Source organism: Bacteroides faecium, assembly GCF_012113595.1.
In the GTDB taxonomy this organism is placed as follows: Bacteria; Bacteroidota; Bacteroidia; order Bacteroidales; family Bacteroidaceae; genus Bacteroides; species Bacteroides faecium.
Map to the genome: position 1 here is coordinate 6426100 of NZ_CP050831.1, position 21241 is coordinate 6447340.

Genomic DNA, 21241 nt, shown 5'->3' on the forward strand with positions numbered 1-21241 from the left:
AGATAGTGCCATATCAAACCATTTTCGGTTGCTGGTGGTACCACTATCGATTCGGTAATATAAAAAATCCCTTGAACTTTTGAAAGTTCAAGGGATTTTTTTATCCTTCTTTTTGCATCTGCAAACGTCCCATTTTCTTATTCAGATTCAGATTCAGGTTCAGGTTCAGGTTTAGTCTGAGCCAAATTTTCCGATTTAGATTTGTTTTCCAAACATATATTGACTGCATTCATCCCTTTTACTCCGCGCTCAAGGTCAAATGTAACGATATTATTTTCCGCAATAGTACCAACAACATTGTTTACATGAAAGAAGTACTTTTCAACTCCTGAAAGGTCTTTAATAAAACCAAAGCCTCTTGCTTCGTTAAAGAATTCAACACGACCTCTCAAGATAGCCGGTTCTTCTTCCTCTTTCTTCGGTGTTGCTATGATTATCTCATCCAGGCTGATTTCCTCCTTTTGAATATTGTCGGCCGGTGGAGTCGAGGTAATCATTCCGTTCTCGTCCACATAAGCAATCATATCATCAAAGCTGCTAGTACCTGATAATTTCCTACTTTCTTTCTTCTTTAGTTTTTCTTCCCGTTTAGCGATTCTTTTCTTTTCATTTTCACGTTTACCAACTGTCATGGATTTTGCCATAGAATTTATATTTAGTTTTATATTATACTTTAAAGATAGTGTAAATTGCTGATTTTAAATAATAAAATCAGCTTTATTTAATTTCTTACCCGTCAGCTTCTGAATATCATTGACGAGTTTGCGTTCTTCCTGTGAACAGAATGTAAGTGCAGTTCCCTCATTTCCTGCCCTTCCGGTACGCCCAATACGGTGTACATAAGTTTCGGGCACATCAGGAAGATCATAATTGATTACCAACGGCAATTCATTAATATCAATTCCTCTGGAAGCAATATCGGTAGCTACCATTACTCTGGTTTTTCCCGATTTGAAGTTTCCCAGTGCGGACTGCCTGGCTGCCTGACTTTTATTTCCATGAATAGCCTGACTGCCAATACCTGCTTTACCTAATATTCTGACGATCTTATCAGCATTGTGCTTCGTTCGTGAGAAAACTAATACCGATTGCTCTTCCGCTTTTTGCAAAATTGAGATTAAGAGCTGGCTCTTCTCCTTCTTTTCTACAAAATAAATAATTTGCTTAATTGAATCTACCGTAGATGATTTCGGTGTAATATAAATCTTCACCGGGTTCTTCAACAGAGATTTAGTTAATGCAATAATGCTATCCGGCATTGTCGCAGAGAAAAACAAGGTCTGCTTTTCTTTCGGGAGCTTTGGCAATATCCGCTTAATATCATGAATAAATCCCATATCGAGCATACGGTCTGCCTCATCAAGCACAAAATATTGTATCTTGTCCAAGTGTATATGTCCCTGGCTCATCAAATCAAGCAAACGCCCCGGAGTCGCCACCAGAATATCAATTCCCTTATGCAACATATCAACCTGAGGACGTTGATTGACACCGCCGAAGATAACCCCGTGACGCACACGGGTATATTTTGAATAATCATCAATACACTCACTGATTTGCAAAGCCAGTTCACGGGTAGGCGTTAATATCAGTGCTTTAATGCCCTGACGTTTACCAGGCTCTTTGTTTTCATGTAAATGCTGGATGATAGGAATTGCAAACGAAGCAGTCTTCCCTGTTCCCGTTTGTGCGCAACCTAATATATCCCTTTTCGCCAATGCGGCAGGAATCGCTTTTTCCTGAATAGGAGTCGGCACAGTATATCCTTTTTCTTCAATTGCTTTTAAAATCGGTTCGGTTATTTTTAAATCTTTAAATGTCATAAATGTAATTTGCTATACCTGTACTTACGCCGGAGCATCTGAAAACATTTCATGCAAATGTTTACGATAATGCCAGCACAATTATCAATATAGACTTTGTGATATAATTATTAAACTTACACTCTTGATTTTCAAGAGTCTTCAAATTGCAATAAAGCCTAATAATTCTTCTTTAGACATGAAAAGATCAGGATCTGGGGTATCCTAGTTGCACTACACAGAGGAGTGAGAATTAGCAGAACTTAATTGTTAGATGATTTTCATTTCCGGCTGTCAGATTAAAACAGCCTCCACAGACAAATCATAAAGGCGGATATAGAAAGACTTTATAGAAAAGCAGAAGAAAGATTTCCTCCGCTTTCCCAAAGTCCGGATATTAATATCTTCTGGAATTGTTGTAACCACCTCCACGGTTTCCACCGTATGACGGTTTTTCAGCGCGAGGACGTGCAACGCTTACTGAAATAACTTTTTGGTCGTATTCTACGCCATTCAATTCGTCAATTGCTTTTTGTCCTTCTTCGTCGTTCGCCATTTCTACGAAAGCGAATCCTCTGGATTTTCCAGTTTCTCTATCCATAATTACTTTAGCTGAAGAAACTTCTCCAAACTCTGCAAATAAATTTGTTAAGTCCGCATCGTTTGTACGATAACTTAAACCTGCGATGTAAATGTTCATTTAAACTTTTATTAAAATAAATACTAAATTGGAGTGAGGAGGATAATTACAGAAAAGGCCTACTTACTAATAATATATTAAAAGGAGAACTATACGATAATGATTCGTAACTCAAACTCTGGGAGCAAAGATAATGTAATAAATCAGAAAAATACGTTTATATTCATTCTTTTTCGGAAGAAAGACGATAATTATCATTTATTAGCACCTAAAGTATTAGAAATATCTCTATTTTTGCCGCACTCTAAGCAATTAACCCTAATTTACCACTTCACTATCCTATATGAAAACAACTCATACCACCCGGGAAGAAATGTGGGCAAAGCAATGCTTGTCCGCCAACGATATTGATTACACCGCGTGGGAACGGGATAAGTCCATGCTTCACCGGCTTTCTAAAATCAGTCATAGCTGCACATTCGTTGTCGATGTCTACAAATGCAGTTACACGTATGCTTCCTCGAATTTCGTTGATTTACTGGGATATGACAGCCACAAAATAGAAACTCTGGAAAAACAGGGCGATTATCTGGAATCACGTATTCATCCGGACGACCGTGCGCAACTGGCAGCATTACAGGTCACGTTAAGTCAATTTATTTACAGTCTGCCCCTCGAACAGCGGAATGAATATTCCAACATTTACAGTTTCCGCATACTCAATGCCAGGCAACAATATATACGTGTCACCAGCCGGCATCAAGTTTTGGAGCAAGACCGTAACGGCAAAGCATGGCTTGTTATAGGCAACATGGACATTTCACCCGACCAGAAACATTCCGAAACAGTAGACTGCACTGTTCTGAATCTAAAGAACGGAGAGTTCTTCTCTCCATCCTCTTTGTCCATACCTTCTACCAACCTCACTCATCGGGAAATAGAGATATTACGGCTTATTCAAAAAGGACTGTTAAGTAAAGAGATTGCAGACAAGCTATGTATCAGTATTCACACAGTCAATATCCATCGGCAAAACCTGTTACGTAAACTAGGTGTACAGAATTCTATCGAAGCTATTCACTTGGGACAGGAAACCGGACTGCTAGGTTGATTAACTCACACGCCTTTTCCGAAGCTATCAGTCCGTCTAAGGCATCCATTCCACCACCCCCGTCATCGGGTGTCGCTTTCTCCATTCCTCAAATTCCGGATAGCTTCGCACACCATCCCGAATAACCGCCTGATAATATTCTATCCCAATAATTTTCTCCGAATCAGGAGTCTCGTATTTCAATCTCAAAATACTCTCTCTTGTCTCGTCCGTCAGAACATTAGAAATCCGTTCGGCCACTTTTTCAAAATATCCATCATATCGGGAACCTTCCTGAATATGAATCATATCAATCTGCCAGAGTTTACCTTCCGCATCCTGATACCAGGCATGCCACTCGATACATGCCTCAACGGTATGTAATAAATTCATGTATTCTATCCGCTTGACAGATTCATTTTCCGCCAGCTTCTCCATTGCCCGGAAACTATCTGCCAAAGTCAAAGTAGGGGTATAAATATGGAAGTCAATATCCCGGTGTTTCATCAACAATCCTGTGCGCAAAGAACCCACCAAGTTAATCCGGGCACCTATACTTTCCCATATCGGGATAACATTAGTATTCGCTACTATCTCCCATGCTTTCTGCTGATTCCGTTCTGCAATATCGAGGATATTCATTTTTCTTCTTTTTTAAGTAAGTATGCAAAAGTAGGAAAAAGGCTCAATATATAGCTATAAATAACTATTTAATACCCCGATAAATCGACCTAACTTTGCCAGCCCTTTCAATAAACTTTTAATACTCAAATGAGGTTTTCATATGATATTTAACAGAACAGAAAAGCAGGAAAAAGAATACTTGCAACAGGTTATCAGTATCATTAATGCTACGATAAACAGTACGGACAAATCGGTCAAGGAACATGTGGATACCTTGCAGGAATACAAAGACTATCTATGGTCGAACAAAGACATCGATCCCCATGAAATCCGTTCTATGCGCGAGAGCATCTTACATCATTTTGCACGGGGAGAAAATGTGATTGACAAACGCAACCGACTGAGCAAAATAGTAGACATTCCCTATTTCGGACGAATAGATTTCAAGGAGAGAAAAGACGGAAGCCAATCCCTGCCTGTCTACATAGGAATACATACATTTTTTGATTTCAACAACAAGAGAAACCTGATATACGATTGGCGTGCACCTATTTCGAGTATGTTCTATGATTATGAGTTGGGCGAAGCGACCTATTCTTCTCCGGCAGGCGAAGTTCATGGAGATATTTCACTCAAACGCCAATACCGTATCCGCAAAGGGAAAATGGAATATATGCTTGAAAGTTCCGTTACTGTCCACGATGATATCTTGCAAAAAGAACTCAGTTCCAATGCGGACGATAAGATGAAAAATATCGTCATGACCATTCAGCGCGAGCAGAACCGGATTATCCGTAATGAGGCTGCCCCCGTACTCATCATACAGGGAGTTGCCGGTTCGGGAAAAACTTCCATTGCGTTACATCGCATTGCCTACCTGCTCTATGCGCAAAGAGGACAGATTTCCTCAAAAGACATATTGATTATCTCACCCAATAAAGTGTTTGCCGACTACATCTCCAATGTCCTTCCGGAACTTGGAGAAACAACTGTGCCGGAAACCAGTATGGAGCAAATACTCTCCACAGTCCTCGATAACAAATACAAATATCAGAATTTCTTTGAGCAAGTGACGGAATTATTAGAGAAGCCGACTTCTGATTTCATCGAACGGATACAGTATAAAGCCTCCTTCGAGTTCATATCACGGCTCGATAAATTCGTCCTTCACATAGAAAACAACTATTTCAAAGCGACAGATGTAAAACTCACCAAGTACATTACCATTCCTGCCGGATTTATCAGCGAACAGTTCAAGCGATTCCATCGCTACCCCATACGCCAACGGTTTGAGACTATGACAGATTATATTCTGGAAATGATGAAACTCCAATATAACCTTACAGTCACCACTGCTGAAAAGAATCTGCTAAAGAAAGAAATTAAGAATATGTTTGCAGGAAACAACGACCTGCAAATCTATAAAGATTTCTTCGAATGGACAGGAAAGCCTGAAATGTTCAAAATGCGCAAGAATCGTACATTGGAATATGCAGATTTAGCAGCTTTAGCTTATTTGCATATCGCACTAAATGGAAACAATGCCCAATCTTATGTCAAACACCTTCTAATAGACGAAATGCAAGACTATTCTCCTATACAATACAAGGTGATTCAGAAACTATATCCCTGCCGGAAAACAATACTGGGAGACGCTTCCCAATCCGTGAATCCTTATGGTTCATCCACCGCAAATATGATAAAAAAAGCATTTACAACAGGGGAAATAATGAAGCTTTGCAAAAGCTATCGTTCCACCTTTGAGATTACCGGCTTTGCACAGAATATTCAACCGAATTGTGAATTAGAACCTATTTCACGACATGGGGAACAACCAAAGGTTTTTCAATTCCCAAATGTTGAAGAGGAAGTTCTCGGTATCTCAGACTTAATAAATTCTTTCAGAAACTCCAACAACACATCATTAGGAATCATTTGCAAAACCGAATCCCAAGCAAAAGAACTTGCTCAGAGACTCCGGACTTATACCAACGACATTTCACTATTGTCAAGTCAAAGCTCCGCTTATGTTAAAGGAATTATCGTCACTTCCGCCCACATGGCAAAAGGACTGGAATTTGACGAAGTAATCATTCCGCAAGCTGATGATAAGAACTATCATTCCGGCATTGATAGAAGTATGCTTTATGTGGCAGTGACAAGGGCTATGCACAAGCTAACTTTAACTTATTCCGTTTCTTCGCCCAAATGTCGATTCCTGCAATAGGATATGTATTCAGACAAATATCGAAAATTAATTGAAAGAGAAAATGATATCTAGTCTCCTAATTATTCCCTATTTTTGCACAATGGAAAATAAGGGAATAAAATATGAGTTTACCGCAAAAGTATGGAATTACTCATCAACTATCGGAACGGGTGGTTGGCACATAGCCTGCCTTCCGAAAGGAATATCCAAAGAAATAAGAGAAAATCTTGGATTCTTAGAAGAAGGCTGGGGACGATTGAAAATAACGGCAAAAATCGGTAATACTCAATGGGAAACCGCTATTTGGTTTGACACGAAACTTGATACTTATTTACTGCCTCTCAAAGCAGAAATCAGGAAAAAGGAAAAAATCGTAACTGATAAAGAGGTGGAGATTATGATTTGGATTTAAAACTGTAACAAAAGAATGGGCTATTCAAAATATTTTGGATAACCCACCTGGATATATTATTAGTATGATATTTTTTAAAGGAATATTCGAATATGAATATTCACGCTTTAGCTACTTATTCTTTTTATCAATGGTTATTATACTATTATCCATATCGCTGATTCTAACAGACATCGTCTTTATAACAACAGAATCCTCTCCCACACCAGGTTCTCCATAAACAATCATAGAACCATAATTTTTCCCATCCATTCTTTTAACGGAAAGTTTCGCATTACTTGTTTCTACTCCGATAATAGACATTTTCGGTCTGAAGTTCAATCTTCCATCTGACAAATTAAAGTTCATAGTGACCCTATAATCCATATCCTCTTTTATAGGCTCACATTTGGGAATTTCTTTTATAACCCGAAGCACTTCTTCATTCAAATCAGCATAAAGCCCTTTGATAATACTGCCATTCGCCACCTCGCCATTTTTAGTCATAGTAAAACCGACTATTATATCTCCCTCTACTTTGTTCTCAATCGCTTTGGGCAGATAATTAATATGTTTCCCAAGAAAGGTAAATACAACCTGCATATTATTCGAACAACAAGAACCGTTATGATGTAAAGAATCAGTTTTTATTTGAGAAATAATAACCGTATCATTTTTCATACCCGACATAATAATAGTATTAACACTTGTCTTATCAACGCAATTCTGTGCTTTACCAGAAGAATAAGCAGTCATCGTTAAAAGAAGAACTAGGGACAGCCCTAAAATAAAGTTCTTCACCCCTGTTTTTAAAGATTCCATTTCGTAATTCATAAGATTGTTTTTTAAAATGTGATACATTGAAAATATTTGTAATTCATACTATATAGCCTATTATGTCAATCTATATTTGTATGCGCAGTTTGCTCATTAACATAGGCAGATAAGAATCACTGACCGGAATCAAAGCACCTTCGATACGGATTCTTTTCCGTTCAATATAACTTATATGAGACAGTGAAATGATATAAGAGCGATGTACGCGACAAAAATTCTCTCCAAGACATTCTTCAAAACGTTTCAGACTCACTTGTGAAAGTATAGGTTTTCCTTCTATACGGTGTACTTTAACATAATCACCACCGTATCCTTCCAAATATAAAATATCCTCTTGATTAAGACGCACAATCCTGGAGCCTTCACGAAGAAAAACAGATTGTTCGACCCGCTTGCTTCCCAACAACCCATTGACTTCTGCCAAAGCTCGGTCAATCTTTTCTAAATACTCCATCAAATCATTGAGCGTAGAAACATCGCCGTCCAAAGTGATACATTTCAGCATAACATCCCGTTTTATTTGTTCTTATTATCTGTTACAAATTAAAGGGAAACATTAGCAAACTAAAGTTAAACTCCGGCAAACGGGGATTCTTCGCAGGTGAGACGTACAATAAGCAAAGGTGAACAGATTCAATTATCTTCCTGCATAAGCCACTTTTTGAATACCGGAGTCTTTACCTTACTTATTATAATACGCTCCGGAACAGGCAATAGTAAGTTTACAGAAAGTCGGTTGCCCAACCAAATATTTACATCTTTAATTGATTTACGGGATATAATAAATTGACGATTAGCACGAAAGAAAAGCCGTTTATCCAGTTGTTCACCAAGTGTATCCAGTGTACGGTCTACAGGATGTTTTTTGCCGTCAAAGGTATAGGCCGTAACTTTCTCCCGGGTCGTATAAAAATAATAAATATCATCTACCGAAAGCGGATAGAACTTATCAGCAAGCATTATCAGCAACTTTTTTACCTCATTACGATTTTTAATAGCAGAATTAGTTTGTCGAATATGCTCCTCTCGTTCCGCCGGATTGAAAAGGAAAAACTTATTCAAAGCATGTTCTAATGTATTGAGTGTAACAGGTTTCAACAAATAATCAATGCTGGTCACCTGAAAAGCCTGTAAAGCATACTCATCATAAGCAGTTGTAAATACTACAGGAGCAGCAATTTCCACTTGCTCAAATATTTTAAAAGCCAGTCCGTCTGCCAAATGAATATCCATGAAAATAATATCCGGTTGCGACGAGCATCTGAACCACTCCACACTTTCTTCAATGCTTTCCAGTTCAGCAATCACTTCAATCTCCGTTACCGAATTTTGTTGCAAAACAGCTTTCAAACTGTTTACTGCTGCTGTTTCATCTTCAATAATTATTGCTTTCATATTCGCTCCGGTGTATTTAATAAAGGCAGAGAAACCACAAAGTATCCATTAGAATCATCTATCTGTATATTCTTGCCAACCAACATCTGATAACGTCCCCGAAGATTCTTTAATCCAATCCCATTGCAGACATACTCTTCCATTTTGGGTTGAATAAAATTTGAAACGACTAATAAATCTTCTGAAGTTGTATAAATCTCAATCTGTAAAGGATGTTGCATGCTAATAACATTGTGCTTAACCACATTTTCAATCAATGGAAGCAAACTTAGGATAGGTAAGCGCTTCTGTAAGCAAATATCAGCTATCCGAATTGAGAAAAACAACTTATTCTCATATCGCACACTAAGCAAATAAGTATATGCCTTAATAAATTGCAATTCTTCATCAAGAGTTACCAATGTCTTATGATTACTTTGCAGAATATACCGGAAAACATTAGACAATCCATTCAGATACTCAAGCGTCTTTTCCTGCTCTCCCATACGAATTAATGAATTAAGCCCATTCAACGAATTGAAAAAGAAATGCGGGTTGATTTGTCCCATCAGTGCATTATATGAGTTTTGCAGTTTCTCTACTTTTATCTTCTCATACTCTAATTTCATTTCCTGCTTTTTATCAAGCAAGTGAAGTAACAGCATACTTAACATAATAGTCAACAATACAAAAATATGCTCTATCAATAAAGGATTCGAATAAGCTGTTGAAAACACGGTATTCACTCCTACCCGAATCTTATCCGGTTCCACTACAGAACCAGAAACAGTATCAAGCATCTTTCCTGAAACCTCTGTTATCATAATTGAACGCTCTGCACAATCATGAAGAACAGATACATTACAGACCTTTCCCATTACAGCCGTATTTATAACAGGATATGCCCTGTACAGCCCTAAAGCAACAATAAAAATACTTCCCATCGCAAGTCCTATCGTCTTTACTTCTTTATGTTGAAACACCTTATCACCCCATCTGTATGCCCATCTATAAAGAACAAACAATACAAAAGAGAAAAAGAAAAACCATAAGACAGAGAACCACAATTCATATTTCTCTATCGCATAAGAAGAACCAGGCAATTTCGAGTCCATCATCAGATCATAACGGCGTATCAACAATGCAAAATTGGCAAAAAGAGAAAGAATCACCGATAGGGTGAATCCAATAAGAAATTCATTTCTTGTTGATCGCAGCATAAGCTCTTTTATTTTTTAATCTACAAAAATAATCAATCTATCCACTTTCCGGCAAGCAGTCCGGTGAAACGGACAAAACAGGCGGTAAAACGCTCGCATTTTATGAATAAACGGAAAATTAAGCTTTATATTGCACCCCACCCATTCATTTATTTCTTTTATTTGAGTTTACTGTGATAGAATATCTCACCTAATGTAAAAGAAATAGTAGCACCTATCACATCCCGATTTAACGTACCTTTTTTCAGTTGCATACGGTCATAAAAAATGCTGGTATCTATTCTTCCTCTAAATACAGGCAAACTCAGTCCTGCATTAAATCGTAAAGAAAGTCCCGTGTTTCCATTAATCATCATATACGAACTGGAAACATTAATTCCGGCCTTATAGGCTACCTGCTTCCAAAGGCCATCTGAAGAATAACCATTTGGTAAATAACAAACTCCGATACGGCATTCGTTTACATCTTTGAATTCAATTCGACTGTCCGTTGATGTCAAAGAGCTATATTGCTGAAAAGCATAATCCAACGCATACGTCCATTTCTTATATTGTAGAGAGCCGCCTATGCCAAAATATTGAGGCAAACTTTGTTTTTGACTTCTTTGTTTCTTCTTTTCATGTGCGTTGCCATTTACTATATATTTAGCATTAGTAATATCCAGTTTTTGCCGATAACCATAAACCGCTCCTAATGTGTAAGACAAATCATGGTTCAATGTACGGTGATACTGAATACCTAAATTAGCATAAAGTGACCGTGCATGCATCTTCCTGTCAACAATCAAGTCACTTTGTTGCTCAGATAACACAATGTTACCAAACAAATAACTGATATTCATCCCCAACGACCAATGTTGAGACAGGAGATAAGCATTAGACCAAGTGACTTTTGAGATTCCCCCACTTCCTGTAAAGGCAGCATCATAATTTTCATGAGGATTTCCTTCTACCGGCTGGGAAGACTGAAAATAATAACCTACCGAACTATAAGGAGTCAGGCTGACTGCCGTATACCACCGCGGAATCACCCGGCCTCCCAACATTAAAGCAGAAAAACTTCCTGTAAAAGCCTGATTCGAACTTCCCCCGGAAGTATATGATTCATTTTTTAGAAATATGGAAAGTTCCGTAAGCAGCCGTTTACTCTCTAGCCCTGTCAATCCTGCCGGGTTCTCAATATTAATCAGTGTATTATTTCGCATCCCGTAGGAAACACCACCCATAGCTGCATTTTGTCCGTAAAGTCCGGATTCCAATTCTCCGATACCAAACATAGAATAAGGAGATGAAGTCATAACGTTCTGTGCCTGTGATTTTAGCGTAACCAACAAAAGAAAGATTATGCAGTTAATAGCTTTCATATATTTTATAATTTAGTTGTAAAATAATAGGATGCTGCCCATTGGGGTCACCGAAAGTCAGGTTCTTCAGTGTCTTGGTATAATCATCACTATTAAATACCAACTGAAGATTATGTTTATATTTACCTGAAGTTCCCAACTCATCTTTCATAAACTTGGTAACATCAAAATAGTAATATGCATTTCCAAGAAACAAATCATCTTTCACCAGCTTTCCACCCTGTACTTGCTTTCCTAAATAGTCTTTTACAGCATCAGTCACTACATTATTTTCATCTGCTATGTATAGAAAGATACTATCCGGCAACGCATTATATCCCGAATAAGTCCCATATTCAGGATATATTTTCAATCCGGCTTTTTCGATATGTATATACTCTCCCTGTTCCATAATATTATTAAGATAAGGAAATTCAAGACGAGTGTACCAGCCGATACCACTGAACAATATTCCACGATTTCCTAATTTTTCAGAAGGTATCTCTACCTTTTTCAACGGATAAGGTTCCATAGGAGTACCGTGGCGTTCATGTATCAACTGATTAAATTGCGTAGTTGTATTCGGCGAGAAAACCAGCTTCTGTTGATTCTCATATCCCCCTTCAATATGATAATGCAATACCAAAGCCGACAATGAATCCGAAACTTGAAAACTCAGCAATGAATAACTTTGCTTTTCATCAGGCATTATAACAATCCCTTTAAAATAATCTTCAAAATGATTGATAGCAACAGACTCATCATGGTTGTGAAAACGAGTCAGCAAATCTTGTCCTAACTCATCAGGCAAACGTATTTCCAGTTTCTCTGTAACATGAGGTCTAGGTATAAAAGAATAACTGGCCATCGGTTCGGATTCATAAGCAAATGAAGAATTATTATACAAATAACCATTGTCATTCAGAATAATTTTCTCCGTAAGTAAATGAATAAAATATCGTTGCTGTAAAGTCGTATCACCAACAAAATCACCACTACTGGAAAGTACCAACATTAATGAGTCAAACTTTACCGTCACATCCGCTTCTGTCGAATATTGAGGCCGCACGTAAGGTATGTAGCTGGCAGCAGAGACCTTCCCCCATACCGGATGCACATATCTTCCCGCAAGAACAACCTGTTTGCCGGAAGTTTCCAAAGAATCTATCAGCACAGCAGTCATGACAATGGTACTTGTATCCATACTTATATTGCGCAAATCCGAATCAACCAACCTGTCCCCAAAAGTATTGCGCTCATCATAGCACGATATCACTCCTAAAAATGTGACTAAACAAAAGCCAATAACAATCAACAATTTATGCATATTCTATTTTTGCGGCAAAAGAGGGAATAAGCATTCATTCATACAATTTTATCCCGCCAACCAATACATATCTTCCGGCAACATGCCATTAACAAAGGCAAACCATGTATTAAATATAGCAAGGCCATTTACCTTCTCAAATACTCAATTTACGGCATAAATCCGGATGCTTACCGATTCGATTTGTCAAGCACGTGAAAGCCTTGTTCTTTTGTATCCATAAAATAATAACAATGTATAATATGATGAAACATCAAAATTTATTAGCACTTCTGTTAACAATGTTCTCTGTTATCACAGTTTCTTGTAGTAACGATGACGAGGATGAAGATTTAATGGGTAAATGGTATCGTGTTTCCGATTTTGACGGCCTGGCACGTGGAGAAGCAACCTCTTTCACTATCGGTAACAAGGGGTATCTCACCGGTGGTTATGACGCTAGAAAACACCTGAATGATCTATGGGAATATGATATGGAACTCGACTTTTGGACACAAAAAGCTTCTTTCCCGGGAACTTCCCGTAGTTCATCCACAGCATTTTCCGTTGGCGGCAAAGGATACTTCGGAACAGGTTATGACGGAAAAAACTACTACAATGATTTCTGGGAATATAATCCGGGCACAAATGCCTGGAGTTCAAAAAAGGATTATCCGGGTAGCGCGCGAAATGATGCCATAGCATTTGGGTTATCAGATAAAGGTTATCTAGGTAGCGGCTATAACGGAAACTATCTGAAAGATTTCTATTGTTATGATCCGCAAACTGATACATGGGAACAAATTGTCAGCCTGGGTGGAAGTAAACGTCGGGGAGCTACCTGCTTTGTGATAAATGATATTGCTTATGTTTGTGCCGGATTCAATAATGGTGAATACGTTAAAGATTTCTGGAAATATGATCCTTCTCAAAAGCGTTGGATTCAACTTCGTGATATCACAGATACCTCGGATGCAACATACGACAATAAATATAACAGTATCACACGAATTTACGGAGTTGCCTTTGTCATTGACGGGCAAGCATACCTAACCTGTGGTGGAGCGCCTGACTTACGCAGCAATACTTGGAAATACTCTCCTACTAATGATTTATGGGAAGAAGTTGCCAAATTCAAAGGTGCTCCACGCACAGCAACCGCCTCCTTCTCTAATGGCGACAAAGGTTTCATTGTTACAGGCAGAAGCAATAATTACCGCTTTGACGACATATGGGAACTTCATCCATACGAATATGACGATGACAATTATGAAAATAATTAATATCAAAATCAGAACTTGCGTACTTTGGATTAGTTTACTGTCGTTACTAACCATCATTCTTCTTCATCACTCAATTATGGTAATTGAGGATGAAGGAGAACCAAAAGCTGAACTGGAAATATTTCAATATAAAAATGGTTGGGGATATCAAATTGTCATGAAGCAGAAGATTTTGATATACCAACCCACTATCCCGGCTATTGATACAGTAATCCCTTTTCCTGACGAGGTCAGCACACGAAAAGTCGGTATTCTAGTTTTAAAACGATTTAATGCTCATCGCAATTTTTCTGTGTCAAAAAATGAAGTGCAACAATGCTTACCTTCTCATTAATCGATTTATGCACAACTCCTCCAACAACATGGTTATTGAACTAGTACAACCACCGGTCTATATTTCTTTTTTCCGCACTGAACTCCACTCCTACTTTGACCAGTTCACGCCCGTCCGCCTGATAAGGAATCAGATAACCTTTTTCATCGATCTGCTGCAAAGCCTGTTCAGCAGTCCCGTTCAATTTAAATTCAAACACATAAATATACTTCGGAGTTTTCACCACTGCATCCGCCCGTCCGCGGGCACTAAGAACCTCTGCTCCGGTGAATTGTCCCATCAATTTAAAAACTAAATAAAATACAACTTGATAATGACGTTCGGTCTTTTCATTCAGTTCGTAAGGGAAATCCGCAAAAAAAGCCTGTAAGCGGGTAAGGAAAGCATTGACATCACCATTCTCCAATTCGCGTACAAACTTACCCAAATAAAAACCCCGTTCATCATCCACCACCGATGTATAATAGGGAACCAAAAAATCCATAAAGCCATAGCGAACTTCATCATTCGGAAACTCCAATAGATAGTTTCCGAAACGCTTATCATAATCTTTTATAGTCAAATAGCCACTCTGATAAATCAGCGGAATCGGATTATTAGCCTCCACCCTGTATTCCGTGAAAGAAGAAACACTAGTCTCAATTCCATCAATTAATGTACGCAAATCATACTCCCGTTTTTTGAGTAACTCGACTAAAAAAGCTGGATTAGCTGTTTGAAACCAATAGTTACTAAACTTATACCCGTCAAAAACATTAAGCACACTGAATGGATTAAATACCCCTTCTACAAACTCACAAAAATGATAACCGCCATATAAAGCCATCATCTTGTTCAACGTTTCTTCATAAGTTAGTTCATTCTCTTTCGCCAATTGATTCAGTGCTGGCATGAAAGTATCTTCCAGTTCTTGTTGTGTAATACCACAAATCGTCGCATATTGAGACATCATGCTGATATCATTCAACTGATTCAAATCATTACACATACCAGTTTGTGCAAACTTAGTCACACCTGTAAGTAAAACAAAATGAAGATAACGATCAGAACTTTTCAGTACACTATAAAAAGCATTCAAGGTTTTACGATAATCATCAAGCAAAGCATCATTACCTAATGCCTTCAATAAAGGTTTATCATATCCATCAACAAGCACTACTACTCCACATCCAAACTGTTCGCTGGCACGACAGATAACATAACCGAACCTTCCTTCCAAGTTCCATTCTCTTTTCTCATCTCCATATACAGCTTCCCATTTCTCCAAGTGTTGATTCAACATAGCAAGCAAGTCATCTGGAGTTTCATACTTCTCGGCATTCAAATCCAAATGTAATACCGGATATTTACTCCAATCCTTTTCCATACCAGCAATAGCCAACCCTTCAAATAGTTCTTTCTTGCCTTCAAAATAGGCTTTAAAAGTAGAGAGTAGTAGGCTTTTTCCAAAATGATGAGGGCGAGTTAAAAGATAAGTTTTACCTATGTTAGCTATTCGCCATACAAGAGCGGTTTTATCCACATAGAGATAATCTCCTTTACGAAGTTTCTCAAAGTCATGTATTCCAATTGGAAGTTTGCGTAATACCCCGCCCATAATTTTTCTTCTGTTTGTAATTATCCAAAGATACGCATTTCCATGGGAATACGCATACAAACTCCACAAAAAAACACACAGTTTCACAGACAGCTCTATCATGACTCCATTTTTATCAAAACTGGCTTTGTACAAGACAAACAACATCTCACTTCTTCAATTTGCAAATCCAACACACAATAACTAAAACCAGCAAAATAATTCCGTACCAATACCCACTTCCGATTATCCTATTAGTAGTTTTCTCAACTCCCGTTTTATGAATCTCTGTCTTAGAACTCATATCCGACAAACTCACAGACTGTGAATTCATTTCTTGAAGAAACTGTTTCTGATTAACGTTTTTCCTATCCACCACAGTCTTCACCATCACCCCAGCCTTCAATCCAAACGTATCCGCAGGAAACACAAACACCACCTGTTCGATATGCTCCTCCACCACCTCCGAATCCTTTTCCGAAGCAACCTCATTTTTAACAAGACTTTTCCCGGAGCTAATATTCAAACTTGAATCCACTCTAATCTCATTATTCCTGCTTACTACCTCTTTCTTACTCCTACATCCCGACAGCAGCACAGGCACTGCTAAAGCCACCAACAGCACAAACAGCAATCCCCGCCCACTTCTCAGAAACTCCCTTACATCAAAACAGGGACAAGCCTTCACATATTCATAAGGTTCAATCACTCCGTCACCATTCAAATCCGGTGAAGTATCCCGATGCCCCAACACTCGAAGAATATTGTATTCCCGCTGCAAATCTATAATAATCTGATAAAGCACCCGTTTTTGAGCATTCGTCCGGGTATCTGCCGGACGCCCGTTCTCATCCAATCCACCGATATAACATATTCCATATCTGCGGCAGTAAAATCCTGTCCGGCTTTCGTAGCCGAACAATGTATTATAATAGAATCTATTTTTCTCATGATAATTCATTATTAGTTCAAACGCATCTGTTAATAATCCGAAGGTGGAATACGTTTCGCACACCCTCTAATCTCACACTTTTTCACTTCCGACTCTTTCTGTATCAACTCCACTTCATGGCATTTATGTATCCAGTTAATCTTTTCTTCCTGCTCCTTACGAAGTTCGACATAAAGCCCGTCTATCTTCTCGTCACGCTGGGTAAGACGTTCTTCCAACCAGTCTACCTTTTTACGACGATTTTCTTCCTCTATACTATTCACGGACGCTTCCTCTTTCCGTGCATCCGTCTTACGGCAAGTGATATACCTCACCAACCATTTCACAGCTTCCAAACCACCCATAGCAGTAATAAAAGCTAGGATTGTAGTTATTTGCATATTGGTCTATTTATGTAGTTACAAAGAAAGAATGAGGCCGAAGCCTCATTCCATACACAATTGACAGTTCTCAACTTTCCGTAAATCAAGCTGCCGGATCCGGTGTTTCACCGTCATCTCCCGAACCGCCATCCGGATCCGGAGTTTCACCACCATCCGAACCGTCACCAACAAGACCCGAATCATTAATATGATCCAAATCCTTGAACTTCAATCCATCCGAACGGGTAGTCGTCCCGGTAAACAGACGAATGTCCGAGTTGGCACGAAAACAAACACGAAGCCCTGAAATGTTGGCGATAGTAAAGTCCTCAGCTTTCTCCGTTCCCTTGCTCTGTGCAGAAAGGAAAAAATAGCCTAATCCTTTAATATTCACCGAACGGCCACCCAGCAATGTCTTTCTCAACAACGTACGGAAATCTTTGAGAACACTAATTGTTTCACCCTCACTGACACCGGAAGCAGAAGCTATCTCTTTTGCAAATTCATCCAGTGTTGCACTTGTATCATACTGATAAGAAATCACTGGATATACTTTCTTTCCTGCTTCTTTATTTGTAGGGTCACACAGGCGAAACACTCTTCTAAATCTAATTGCCATAATACTTTTCTTTTTAATTAATACTGTTTTAATTATCACTTCGCTAACGTTAACAATGCAAAGATGCAGCATATTCCCTAGAGATGAAACGACACTAAATTGCTTCATTAAAAAGGTACTAAAAGGCTTTTCAGACACATGTATTCGGTATAAAAGTGCTCAATAAACGACAAGAGAACGACTGGGAATAAGAAAAAAGCGACAAAACCGATAACTAGGGAGAATAATAAATAAACAAATATATCCAAACCAGTATATATGCAAAAAAAGAGTGCACCTGCTCCCCCACCGGGAAAAAGGTGCACCACACAAACAAAACAAACAATAGTCTACCTTCACAGGCAGAGAAGAACCCATGATTCCATTTTTCCCATGCTACTATTATAAAAAGAAAAATGGCAGGGGCATGGATTCTCTTGGGGAAATGAGGCGCTTCACAGCGACATTAAGGATATAGGCCATTAAACTCATTTATTATACTTTATGGGAAAAACCTACATCTTTTTTATTCTCACAAAAACATGAAATGAAACAATTAATTCCCTTTTATTGCTTTCCAGACAGGCACAGCTACCACTGCACCGACAATCGGAGCCACAATAAACAGCCAGAGCTGGCTGATAGCCTCCACACCGGCAAACAATGCCGGACCAATGCTACGGGCCGGATTAACCGACGTCCCCGTAACGGGAATACATACAATATGCACCAAGACCAAAGTCAATCCGATAGCCAGCCCCGCAAAATGAGGACTGCCATTATCCCGGTCGGTAGTGCCCAGCACAGTCAACACAAAGATGAAAGTAAACACCGCCTCGGCAACAAATGCAGCCAGCAGATACGGTTCTTCAAAACCGTTGGCTCCCGTACCTTCTATCCCCATTGTGCCGGTAATCACCCACAACAATGCAGAACCAAGTATTCCGCCCGTCACTTGCGCTACAATATACACACCAGCTTCCATAACCGACAGTCCGCCATTCAGCCAAACACCGATAGTGATGGCCGGATTAATATGACAGCCCGAAACAGGGCCGATTGTGTAAGCCATTGCCACCACCGACAAGCCAAACGCGAAAGCAATCGTCAACACAGCGGCTACCGATGTCGCACCGCCATTCAATACAGCAGCACCGCATCCCATTAAAACAAGCACCATAGTGCCCACCATTTCAGCTATAAATTTCGTTTTCATAATCTACTTTTTCTTCTCGTATAAGATTTACTATTCTCTCTAATCATCCTCCCATTCCGAAGGCGGCAACGACTTCCTCCCGTACCATCTCATCCAGGCGTATGATTTCCGTTTCCTCAAATAAAGCGTATCGCCACAATGTTCCAACGCTTCCCAGTCAAAAGAAGAATGATGTCCGAACCACCTCTCCAGCCAGTAAAGCAGATGATAATTCATGAACGCAACCAACATCCACCACCACAAAAGCCAGACGGATAACACCAGAGCGGGAAACAGCGCCAGAAAGAAACACTCCGTATACTGCCGCGCATGAATCCGAAGCTCCATATCCTCCCACACTTCCAGATACTTGAACCGGGTGAAACACCATCCGAAAATCATAAAATAATGCCTTTTCTTCCTGTTCAGGAAAGTTTTCGCCAACAGACTATTATATATTATCATATTCTCCTCTTCATTCAAAAAAGCAACATTGCAAAGAACCATCCAACTACCGACACCGACAAGCCCACCTTGTAACGACAAAGCACTTTCAGTCCCGACATAGAAGAAAACGAGACAGCCCCGCAATGTTGCCTATAAATACCTTGAAATGAAATAAAACTATTATTCGACGATTACGGCACGGTTCAATTCAGGTTCACTGAAACGGTTGTTCGTATCGCCCTCCGCTTTCTTCACGAGACGTTCAGGGGAAATTTTATACTTTTCGACTAATAAATTGTACACATATTCCATACGTTGTTCACTCAAACGCTGGTTCAGTTCCTTACTGCCCGTAGCACTGTCCGCCGAACCAATCAGCGTGAAAGTCTTGTTCTTATCCGCCTTGATAGCGTTGTTCACATAAAACTCAAGATTGGTAAGTTCCTTCTTATCCAAAGTAGCCTTGCCGATAGGGAAGAACAGGGCTACCGGCGAAGCAGTCACTTTCGATTCATTCACCACTTCCGGTTTCCGATTTCTGGCAGCTTCCAGTTCGGCGGCAAGGCGCTGTGCTTCGGTGCTCAAATCATGATTTTTGGCACGAAGCGCGTTGATACGTTCATTATAAGATGAATAATCTGCCGGAGCCACTTTCTCAACGCGGTCGAAACGGGTCCTGCCCAACTTCACGCTTAGTCCCAGTGTCACAGCACTCATTCCTTCACCTTTGCTGCCGCCTACCGTTCCGTCAAAACACTCTTTCACTAGCATCTGCCGTCCTTCCAAAGTCAAGTCCAGACGCTTGCCCAGACGGAACGTATTCAAAATACCGATGTTGGCAGCAATTTCATTATCATGCGTGCTGTTTCCCCACGAACGTGCCCAACCGAAACCGACAAACGGAATCACATTCCACACACGTTTCTCATTGAATCCGAGGAAACCGTTCGACCAGTTCCACATAAAGTCCGCATGGAGATTGGATACATTAAACTCTTCCTTGTAATAACCGCGATGCGCCCCTTTGGCATACATCCCGCTTGCATCCGTCAGCCCCTTGGCTTTCAGACCCGAATATTGCAGACGGACTCCGTAAGAAGGGGTTATCCATTTACCCAACGAAACATCCAATGCGGGAGCAATACGGTTGCCCACCGATGTCTTATTATCAAATTCACCTTCATAGATATTGATTCCACCACCTACACCGATATGCCAGTTACTCCAAAAACTATTCGTTTCATACGGGCCACGAAGAATATTTCCGTCCGTATCGCGATTTTCCTTTTGTTGCGCCATAGCGCAGACTGATGATAATACCAATGCAACTGTAATAATTCTCTTTTTCATGTTTCAATTTTTATGTTCAACATTTAGTTCAACCTGTTTCTTTACTCTAATTTCATTTTACTGCCAGGACGGAATTTTACCTGTCGCTTAGCCGAGATTACCATTGAGCCGCCAGTCACAGGATTATGCCCATTGCGCGCTTTCCGTTCCTGAACGACAAAAGTTCCGAAACCGACCAAGGTGACACTCTCTCCTTTATGCATTGTTTCCGCAATGGTTTCCATTATTGCATTCACTGCATTTGTAGCTTCGCTAAAACTCAACTGACCTTTCAAGGCTACTTCTTTGATTAATTCTGATTTGTTCAT

The 21241-nt window shown here is 39.5% G+C and carries 22 protein-coding genes and 1 pseudogene; 5 read left to right on the forward strand and 18 right to left on the reverse strand.

Annotated features, from left to right (window positions below; all coding sequences use genetic code 11):
* Positions 1–137: 137 nt before the first annotated feature.
* From BacF7301_RS24360 to rbp, 3 genes are all read right to left on the reverse strand, one after another.
* Entirely contained in the window at positions 138–644 is a 507-nt protein-coding gene (locus BacF7301_RS24360; RefSeq protein WP_167966792.1) for a cold-shock protein, read from the reverse strand.
* A 54-nt stretch (positions 645–698) separates the two neighbouring features.
* The gene (locus tag BacF7301_RS24365; RefSeq protein ID WP_167966793.1) at positions 699–1823 is read right to left on the reverse strand and encodes a DEAD/DEAH box helicase; all 1125 of its coding nucleotides are present in this window, start codon (positions 1821–1823) and stop codon (positions 699–701) included.
* 376 nt (positions 1824–2199) lie between these two features.
* Entirely contained in the window at positions 2200–2502 is a 303-nt protein-coding gene (rbp, locus tag BacF7301_RS24370; RefSeq protein WP_167966794.1) for an RNA-binding regulator, read from the reverse strand.
* A gap of 283 nt (positions 2503–2785) precedes the next feature.
* Between rbp and BacF7301_RS24375 the strand changes: the two genes are divergently transcribed.
* Positions 2786–3553: a helix-turn-helix transcriptional regulator gene (locus BacF7301_RS24375; RefSeq protein WP_167966795.1), complete on the forward strand. Its 768-nt coding sequence runs from the start codon at positions 2786–2788 to the stop codon at positions 3551–3553.
* A gap of 36 nt (positions 3554–3589) precedes the next feature.
* Here the strand turns inward: BacF7301_RS24375 and BacF7301_RS24380 are convergent, their stop codons facing one another.
* Complete coding sequence (locus tag BacF7301_RS24380) at positions 3590–4174, reverse strand: nucleotidyltransferase domain-containing protein (RefSeq protein ID WP_167966796.1); 585 nt, start codon at positions 4172–4174, stop codon at positions 3590–3592.
* 142 nt (positions 4175–4316) lie between these two features.
* Between BacF7301_RS24380 and BacF7301_RS24385 the strand changes: the two genes are divergently transcribed.
* Positions 4317–6383 (forward strand): HelD family protein, encoded by a 2067-nt coding sequence (locus BacF7301_RS24385; protein WP_167966797.1) that lies wholly within the window; start codon positions 4317–4319, stop codon positions 6381–6383.
* A 97-nt stretch (positions 6384–6480) separates the two neighbouring features.
* Complete coding sequence (locus BacF7301_RS24390) at positions 6481–6777, forward strand: DUF1905 domain-containing protein (RefSeq protein ID WP_167967297.1); 297 nt, start codon at positions 6481–6483, stop codon at positions 6775–6777.
* A gap of 111 nt (positions 6778–6888) precedes the next feature.
* Here the strand turns inward: BacF7301_RS24390 and BacF7301_RS24395 are convergent, their stop codons facing one another.
* The 6 genes from BacF7301_RS24395 to BacF7301_RS24420 form a co-directional block, all read right to left on the reverse strand.
* Positions 6889–7590: a TonB family protein gene (locus tag BacF7301_RS24395; protein ID WP_167966798.1), complete on the reverse strand. Its 702-nt coding sequence runs from the start codon at positions 7588–7590 to the stop codon at positions 6889–6891.
* Positions 7591–7660: 70 nt separating this feature from the next.
* Entirely contained in the window at positions 7661–8098 is a 438-nt protein-coding gene (locus BacF7301_RS24400; protein ID WP_167966799.1) for a LytR/AlgR family response regulator transcription factor, read from the reverse strand.
* 128 nt (positions 8099–8226) lie between these two features.
* The gene (locus BacF7301_RS24405; protein ID WP_167966800.1) at positions 8227–8988 is read right to left on the reverse strand and encodes a LytR/AlgR family response regulator transcription factor; all 762 of its coding nucleotides are present in this window, start codon (positions 8986–8988) and stop codon (positions 8227–8229) included.
* Positions 8985–10187 (reverse strand): sensor histidine kinase, encoded by a 1203-nt coding sequence (locus BacF7301_RS24410; protein ID WP_167966801.1) that lies wholly within the window; start codon positions 10185–10187, stop codon positions 8985–8987. Before BacF7301_RS24410 ends, BacF7301_RS24405 begins: the two co-directional genes overlap by 4 nt.
* 158 nt (positions 10188–10345) lie before the next feature.
* Positions 10346–11551 carry a BamG family beta-barrel-assembly machinery protein gene (gene bamG / locus BacF7301_RS24415; protein WP_167966802.1) on the reverse strand — a complete coding sequence of 402 codons (1206 nt, stop codon included), beginning with the start codon at positions 11549–11551 and terminating at the stop codon, positions 10346–10348.
* Positions 11538–12857, reverse strand: a complete 1320-nt coding sequence (locus BacF7301_RS24420) for a DUF4270 family protein (protein ID WP_167966803.1) — start codon at positions 12855–12857, stop codon at positions 11538–11540. The genes bamG and BacF7301_RS24420 overlap by 14 nt, the downstream gene beginning before the upstream one ends.
* Before the next feature lie 245 nt (positions 12858–13102).
* Here BacF7301_RS24420 and BacF7301_RS24425 point away from each other — a divergent pair, with 245 nt between their 5' ends.
* Both BacF7301_RS24425 and BacF7301_RS24430 read left to right on the forward strand, forming a co-directional pair.
* Entirely contained in the window at positions 13103–14119 is a 1017-nt protein-coding gene (locus tag BacF7301_RS24425; protein ID WP_167967298.1) for a Kelch repeat-containing protein, read from the forward strand.
* Positions 14106–14453, forward strand: coding sequence for a DUF4907 domain-containing protein (locus tag BacF7301_RS24430; protein ID WP_245208295.1), 348 nt, complete (start codon positions 14106–14108; stop codon positions 14451–14453). The genes BacF7301_RS24425 and BacF7301_RS24430 overlap by 14 nt, the downstream gene beginning before the upstream one ends.
* Before the next feature lie 40 nt (positions 14454–14493).
* On the opposite strand, the gene BacF7301_RS24435 is transcribed toward BacF7301_RS24430, so the two are convergent.
* The 8 genes and pseudogenes from BacF7301_RS24435 to BacF7301_RS24470 form a co-directional block, all read right to left on the reverse strand.
* Entirely contained in the window at positions 14494–16050 is a 1557-nt protein-coding gene (locus BacF7301_RS24435; RefSeq protein ID WP_167966804.1) for an ATP-binding protein, read from the reverse strand.
* Positions 16051–16198: 148 nt separating this feature from the next.
* Positions 16199–16980, reverse strand: a pseudogene (locus tag BacF7301_RS24440) (peptidoglycan recognition protein family protein).
* 30 nt (positions 16981–17010) lie between these two features.
* Positions 17011–17361: a hypothetical protein gene (locus tag BacF7301_RS24445; RefSeq protein WP_167966805.1), complete on the reverse strand. Its 351-nt coding sequence runs from the start codon at positions 17359–17361 to the stop codon at positions 17011–17013.
* Positions 17362–17446: 85 nt separating this feature from the next.
* Positions 17447–17962 carry an HU family DNA-binding protein gene (locus BacF7301_RS24450; protein WP_167966806.1) on the reverse strand — a complete coding sequence of 172 codons (516 nt, stop codon included), beginning with the start codon at positions 17960–17962 and terminating at the stop codon, positions 17447–17449.
* 535 nt (positions 17963–18497) lie between these two features.
* A complete protein-coding gene (locus BacF7301_RS24455) occupies positions 18498–19157 on the reverse strand; it encodes an MIP family channel protein (RefSeq protein ID WP_167966807.1) in 660 nt (219 codons plus the stop codon).
* Positions 19158–19196: 39 nt separating this feature from the next.
* On the reverse strand, positions 19197–19601 hold the full coding sequence (locus BacF7301_RS24460) for a hypothetical protein (protein ID WP_167966808.1): 405 nt from the start codon (positions 19599–19601) through the stop codon (positions 19197–19199).
* A gap of 162 nt (positions 19602–19763) precedes the next feature.
* Positions 19764–20933 (reverse strand): OmpA family protein, encoded by a 1170-nt coding sequence (locus BacF7301_RS24465; protein ID WP_167966809.1) that lies wholly within the window; start codon positions 20931–20933, stop codon positions 19764–19766.
* 41 nt (positions 20934–20974) lie between these two features.
* On the reverse strand, positions 20975–21241 hold the full coding sequence (locus BacF7301_RS24470; RefSeq protein ID WP_167966810.1) for an HU family DNA-binding protein: 267 nt from the start codon (positions 21239–21241) through the stop codon (positions 20975–20977).

What these genes read in the sequence shown, in the direction of transcription:
- BacF7301_RS24410 (WP_167966801.1), bottom strand. Translation starts at nt 10,187, where the DNA reads ATGCTGCGATCAACAAGAAATGAATTTCTTATTGGATTCACCCTATCG.
- BacF7301_RS24430 (WP_245208295.1), top strand. Translation starts at nt 14,106, where the DNA reads ATGAAAATAATTAATATCAAAATCAGAACTTGCGTACTTTGGATTAGT.
- BacF7301_RS24360 (WP_167966792.1), bottom strand. Translation starts at nt 644, where the DNA reads ATGGCAAAATCCATGACAGTTGGTAAACGTGAAAATGAAAAGAAAAGA.
- BacF7301_RS24420 (WP_167966803.1), bottom strand. Translation starts at nt 12,857, where the DNA reads ATGCATAAATTGTTGATTGTTATTGGCTTTTGTTTAGTCACATTTTTA.
- BacF7301_RS24385 (WP_167966797.1), top strand. Translation starts at nt 4,317, where the DNA reads ATGATATTTAACAGAACAGAAAAGCAGGAAAAAGAATACTTGCAACAG.
- BacF7301_RS24380 (WP_167966796.1), bottom strand. Translation starts at nt 4,174, where the DNA reads ATGAATATCCTCGATATTGCAGAACGGAATCAGCAGAAAGCATGGGAG.
- BacF7301_RS24435 (WP_167966804.1), bottom strand. Translation starts at nt 16,050, where the DNA reads ATGGGCGGGGTATTACGCAAACTTCCAATTGGAATACATGACTTTGAG.
- bamG (WP_167966802.1), bottom strand. Translation starts at nt 11,551, where the DNA reads ATGAAAGCTATTAACTGCATAATCTTTCTTTTGTTGGTTACGCTAAAA.
- BacF7301_RS24465 (WP_167966809.1), bottom strand. Translation starts at nt 20,933, where the DNA reads ATGAAAAAGAGAATTATTACAGTTGCATTGGTATTATCATCAGTCTGC.
- BacF7301_RS24460 (WP_167966808.1), bottom strand. Translation starts at nt 19,601, where the DNA reads ATGATAATATATAATAGTCTGTTGGCGAAAACTTTCCTGAACAGGAAG.
- BacF7301_RS24450 (WP_167966806.1), bottom strand. Translation starts at nt 17,962, where the DNA reads ATGGCAATTAGATTTAGAAGAGTGTTTCGCCTGTGTGACCCTACAAAT.
- BacF7301_RS24365 (WP_167966793.1), bottom strand. Translation starts at nt 1,823, where the DNA reads ATGACATTTAAAGATTTAAAAATAACCGAACCGATTTTAAAAGCAATT.
- BacF7301_RS24375 (WP_167966795.1), top strand. Translation starts at nt 2,786, where the DNA reads ATGAAAACAACTCATACCACCCGGGAAGAAATGTGGGCAAAGCAATGC.
- BacF7301_RS24445 (WP_167966805.1), bottom strand. Translation starts at nt 17,361, where the DNA reads ATGCAAATAACTACAATCCTAGCTTTTATTACTGCTATGGGTGGTTTG.
- BacF7301_RS24425 (WP_167967298.1), top strand. Translation starts at nt 13,103, where the DNA reads ATGAAACATCAAAATTTATTAGCACTTCTGTTAACAATGTTCTCTGTT.
- rbp (WP_167966794.1), bottom strand. Translation starts at nt 2,502, where the DNA reads ATGAACATTTACATCGCAGGTTTAAGTTATCGTACAAACGATGCGGAC.
- BacF7301_RS24395 (WP_167966798.1), bottom strand. Translation starts at nt 7,590, where the DNA reads ATGAATTACGAAATGGAATCTTTAAAAACAGGGGTGAAGAACTTTATT.
- BacF7301_RS24470 (WP_167966810.1), bottom strand. Translation starts at nt 21,241, where the DNA reads ATGAACAAATCAGAATTAATCAAAGAAGTAGCCTTGAAAGGTCAGTTG.
- BacF7301_RS24455 (WP_167966807.1), bottom strand. Translation starts at nt 19,157, where the DNA reads ATGAAAACGAAATTTATAGCTGAAATGGTGGGCACTATGGTGCTTGTT.
- BacF7301_RS24400 (WP_167966799.1), bottom strand. Translation starts at nt 8,098, where the DNA reads ATGCTGAAATGTATCACTTTGGACGGCGATGTTTCTACGCTCAATGAT.
- BacF7301_RS24405 (WP_167966800.1), bottom strand. Translation starts at nt 8,988, where the DNA reads ATGAAAGCAATAATTATTGAAGATGAAACAGCAGCAGTAAACAGTTTG.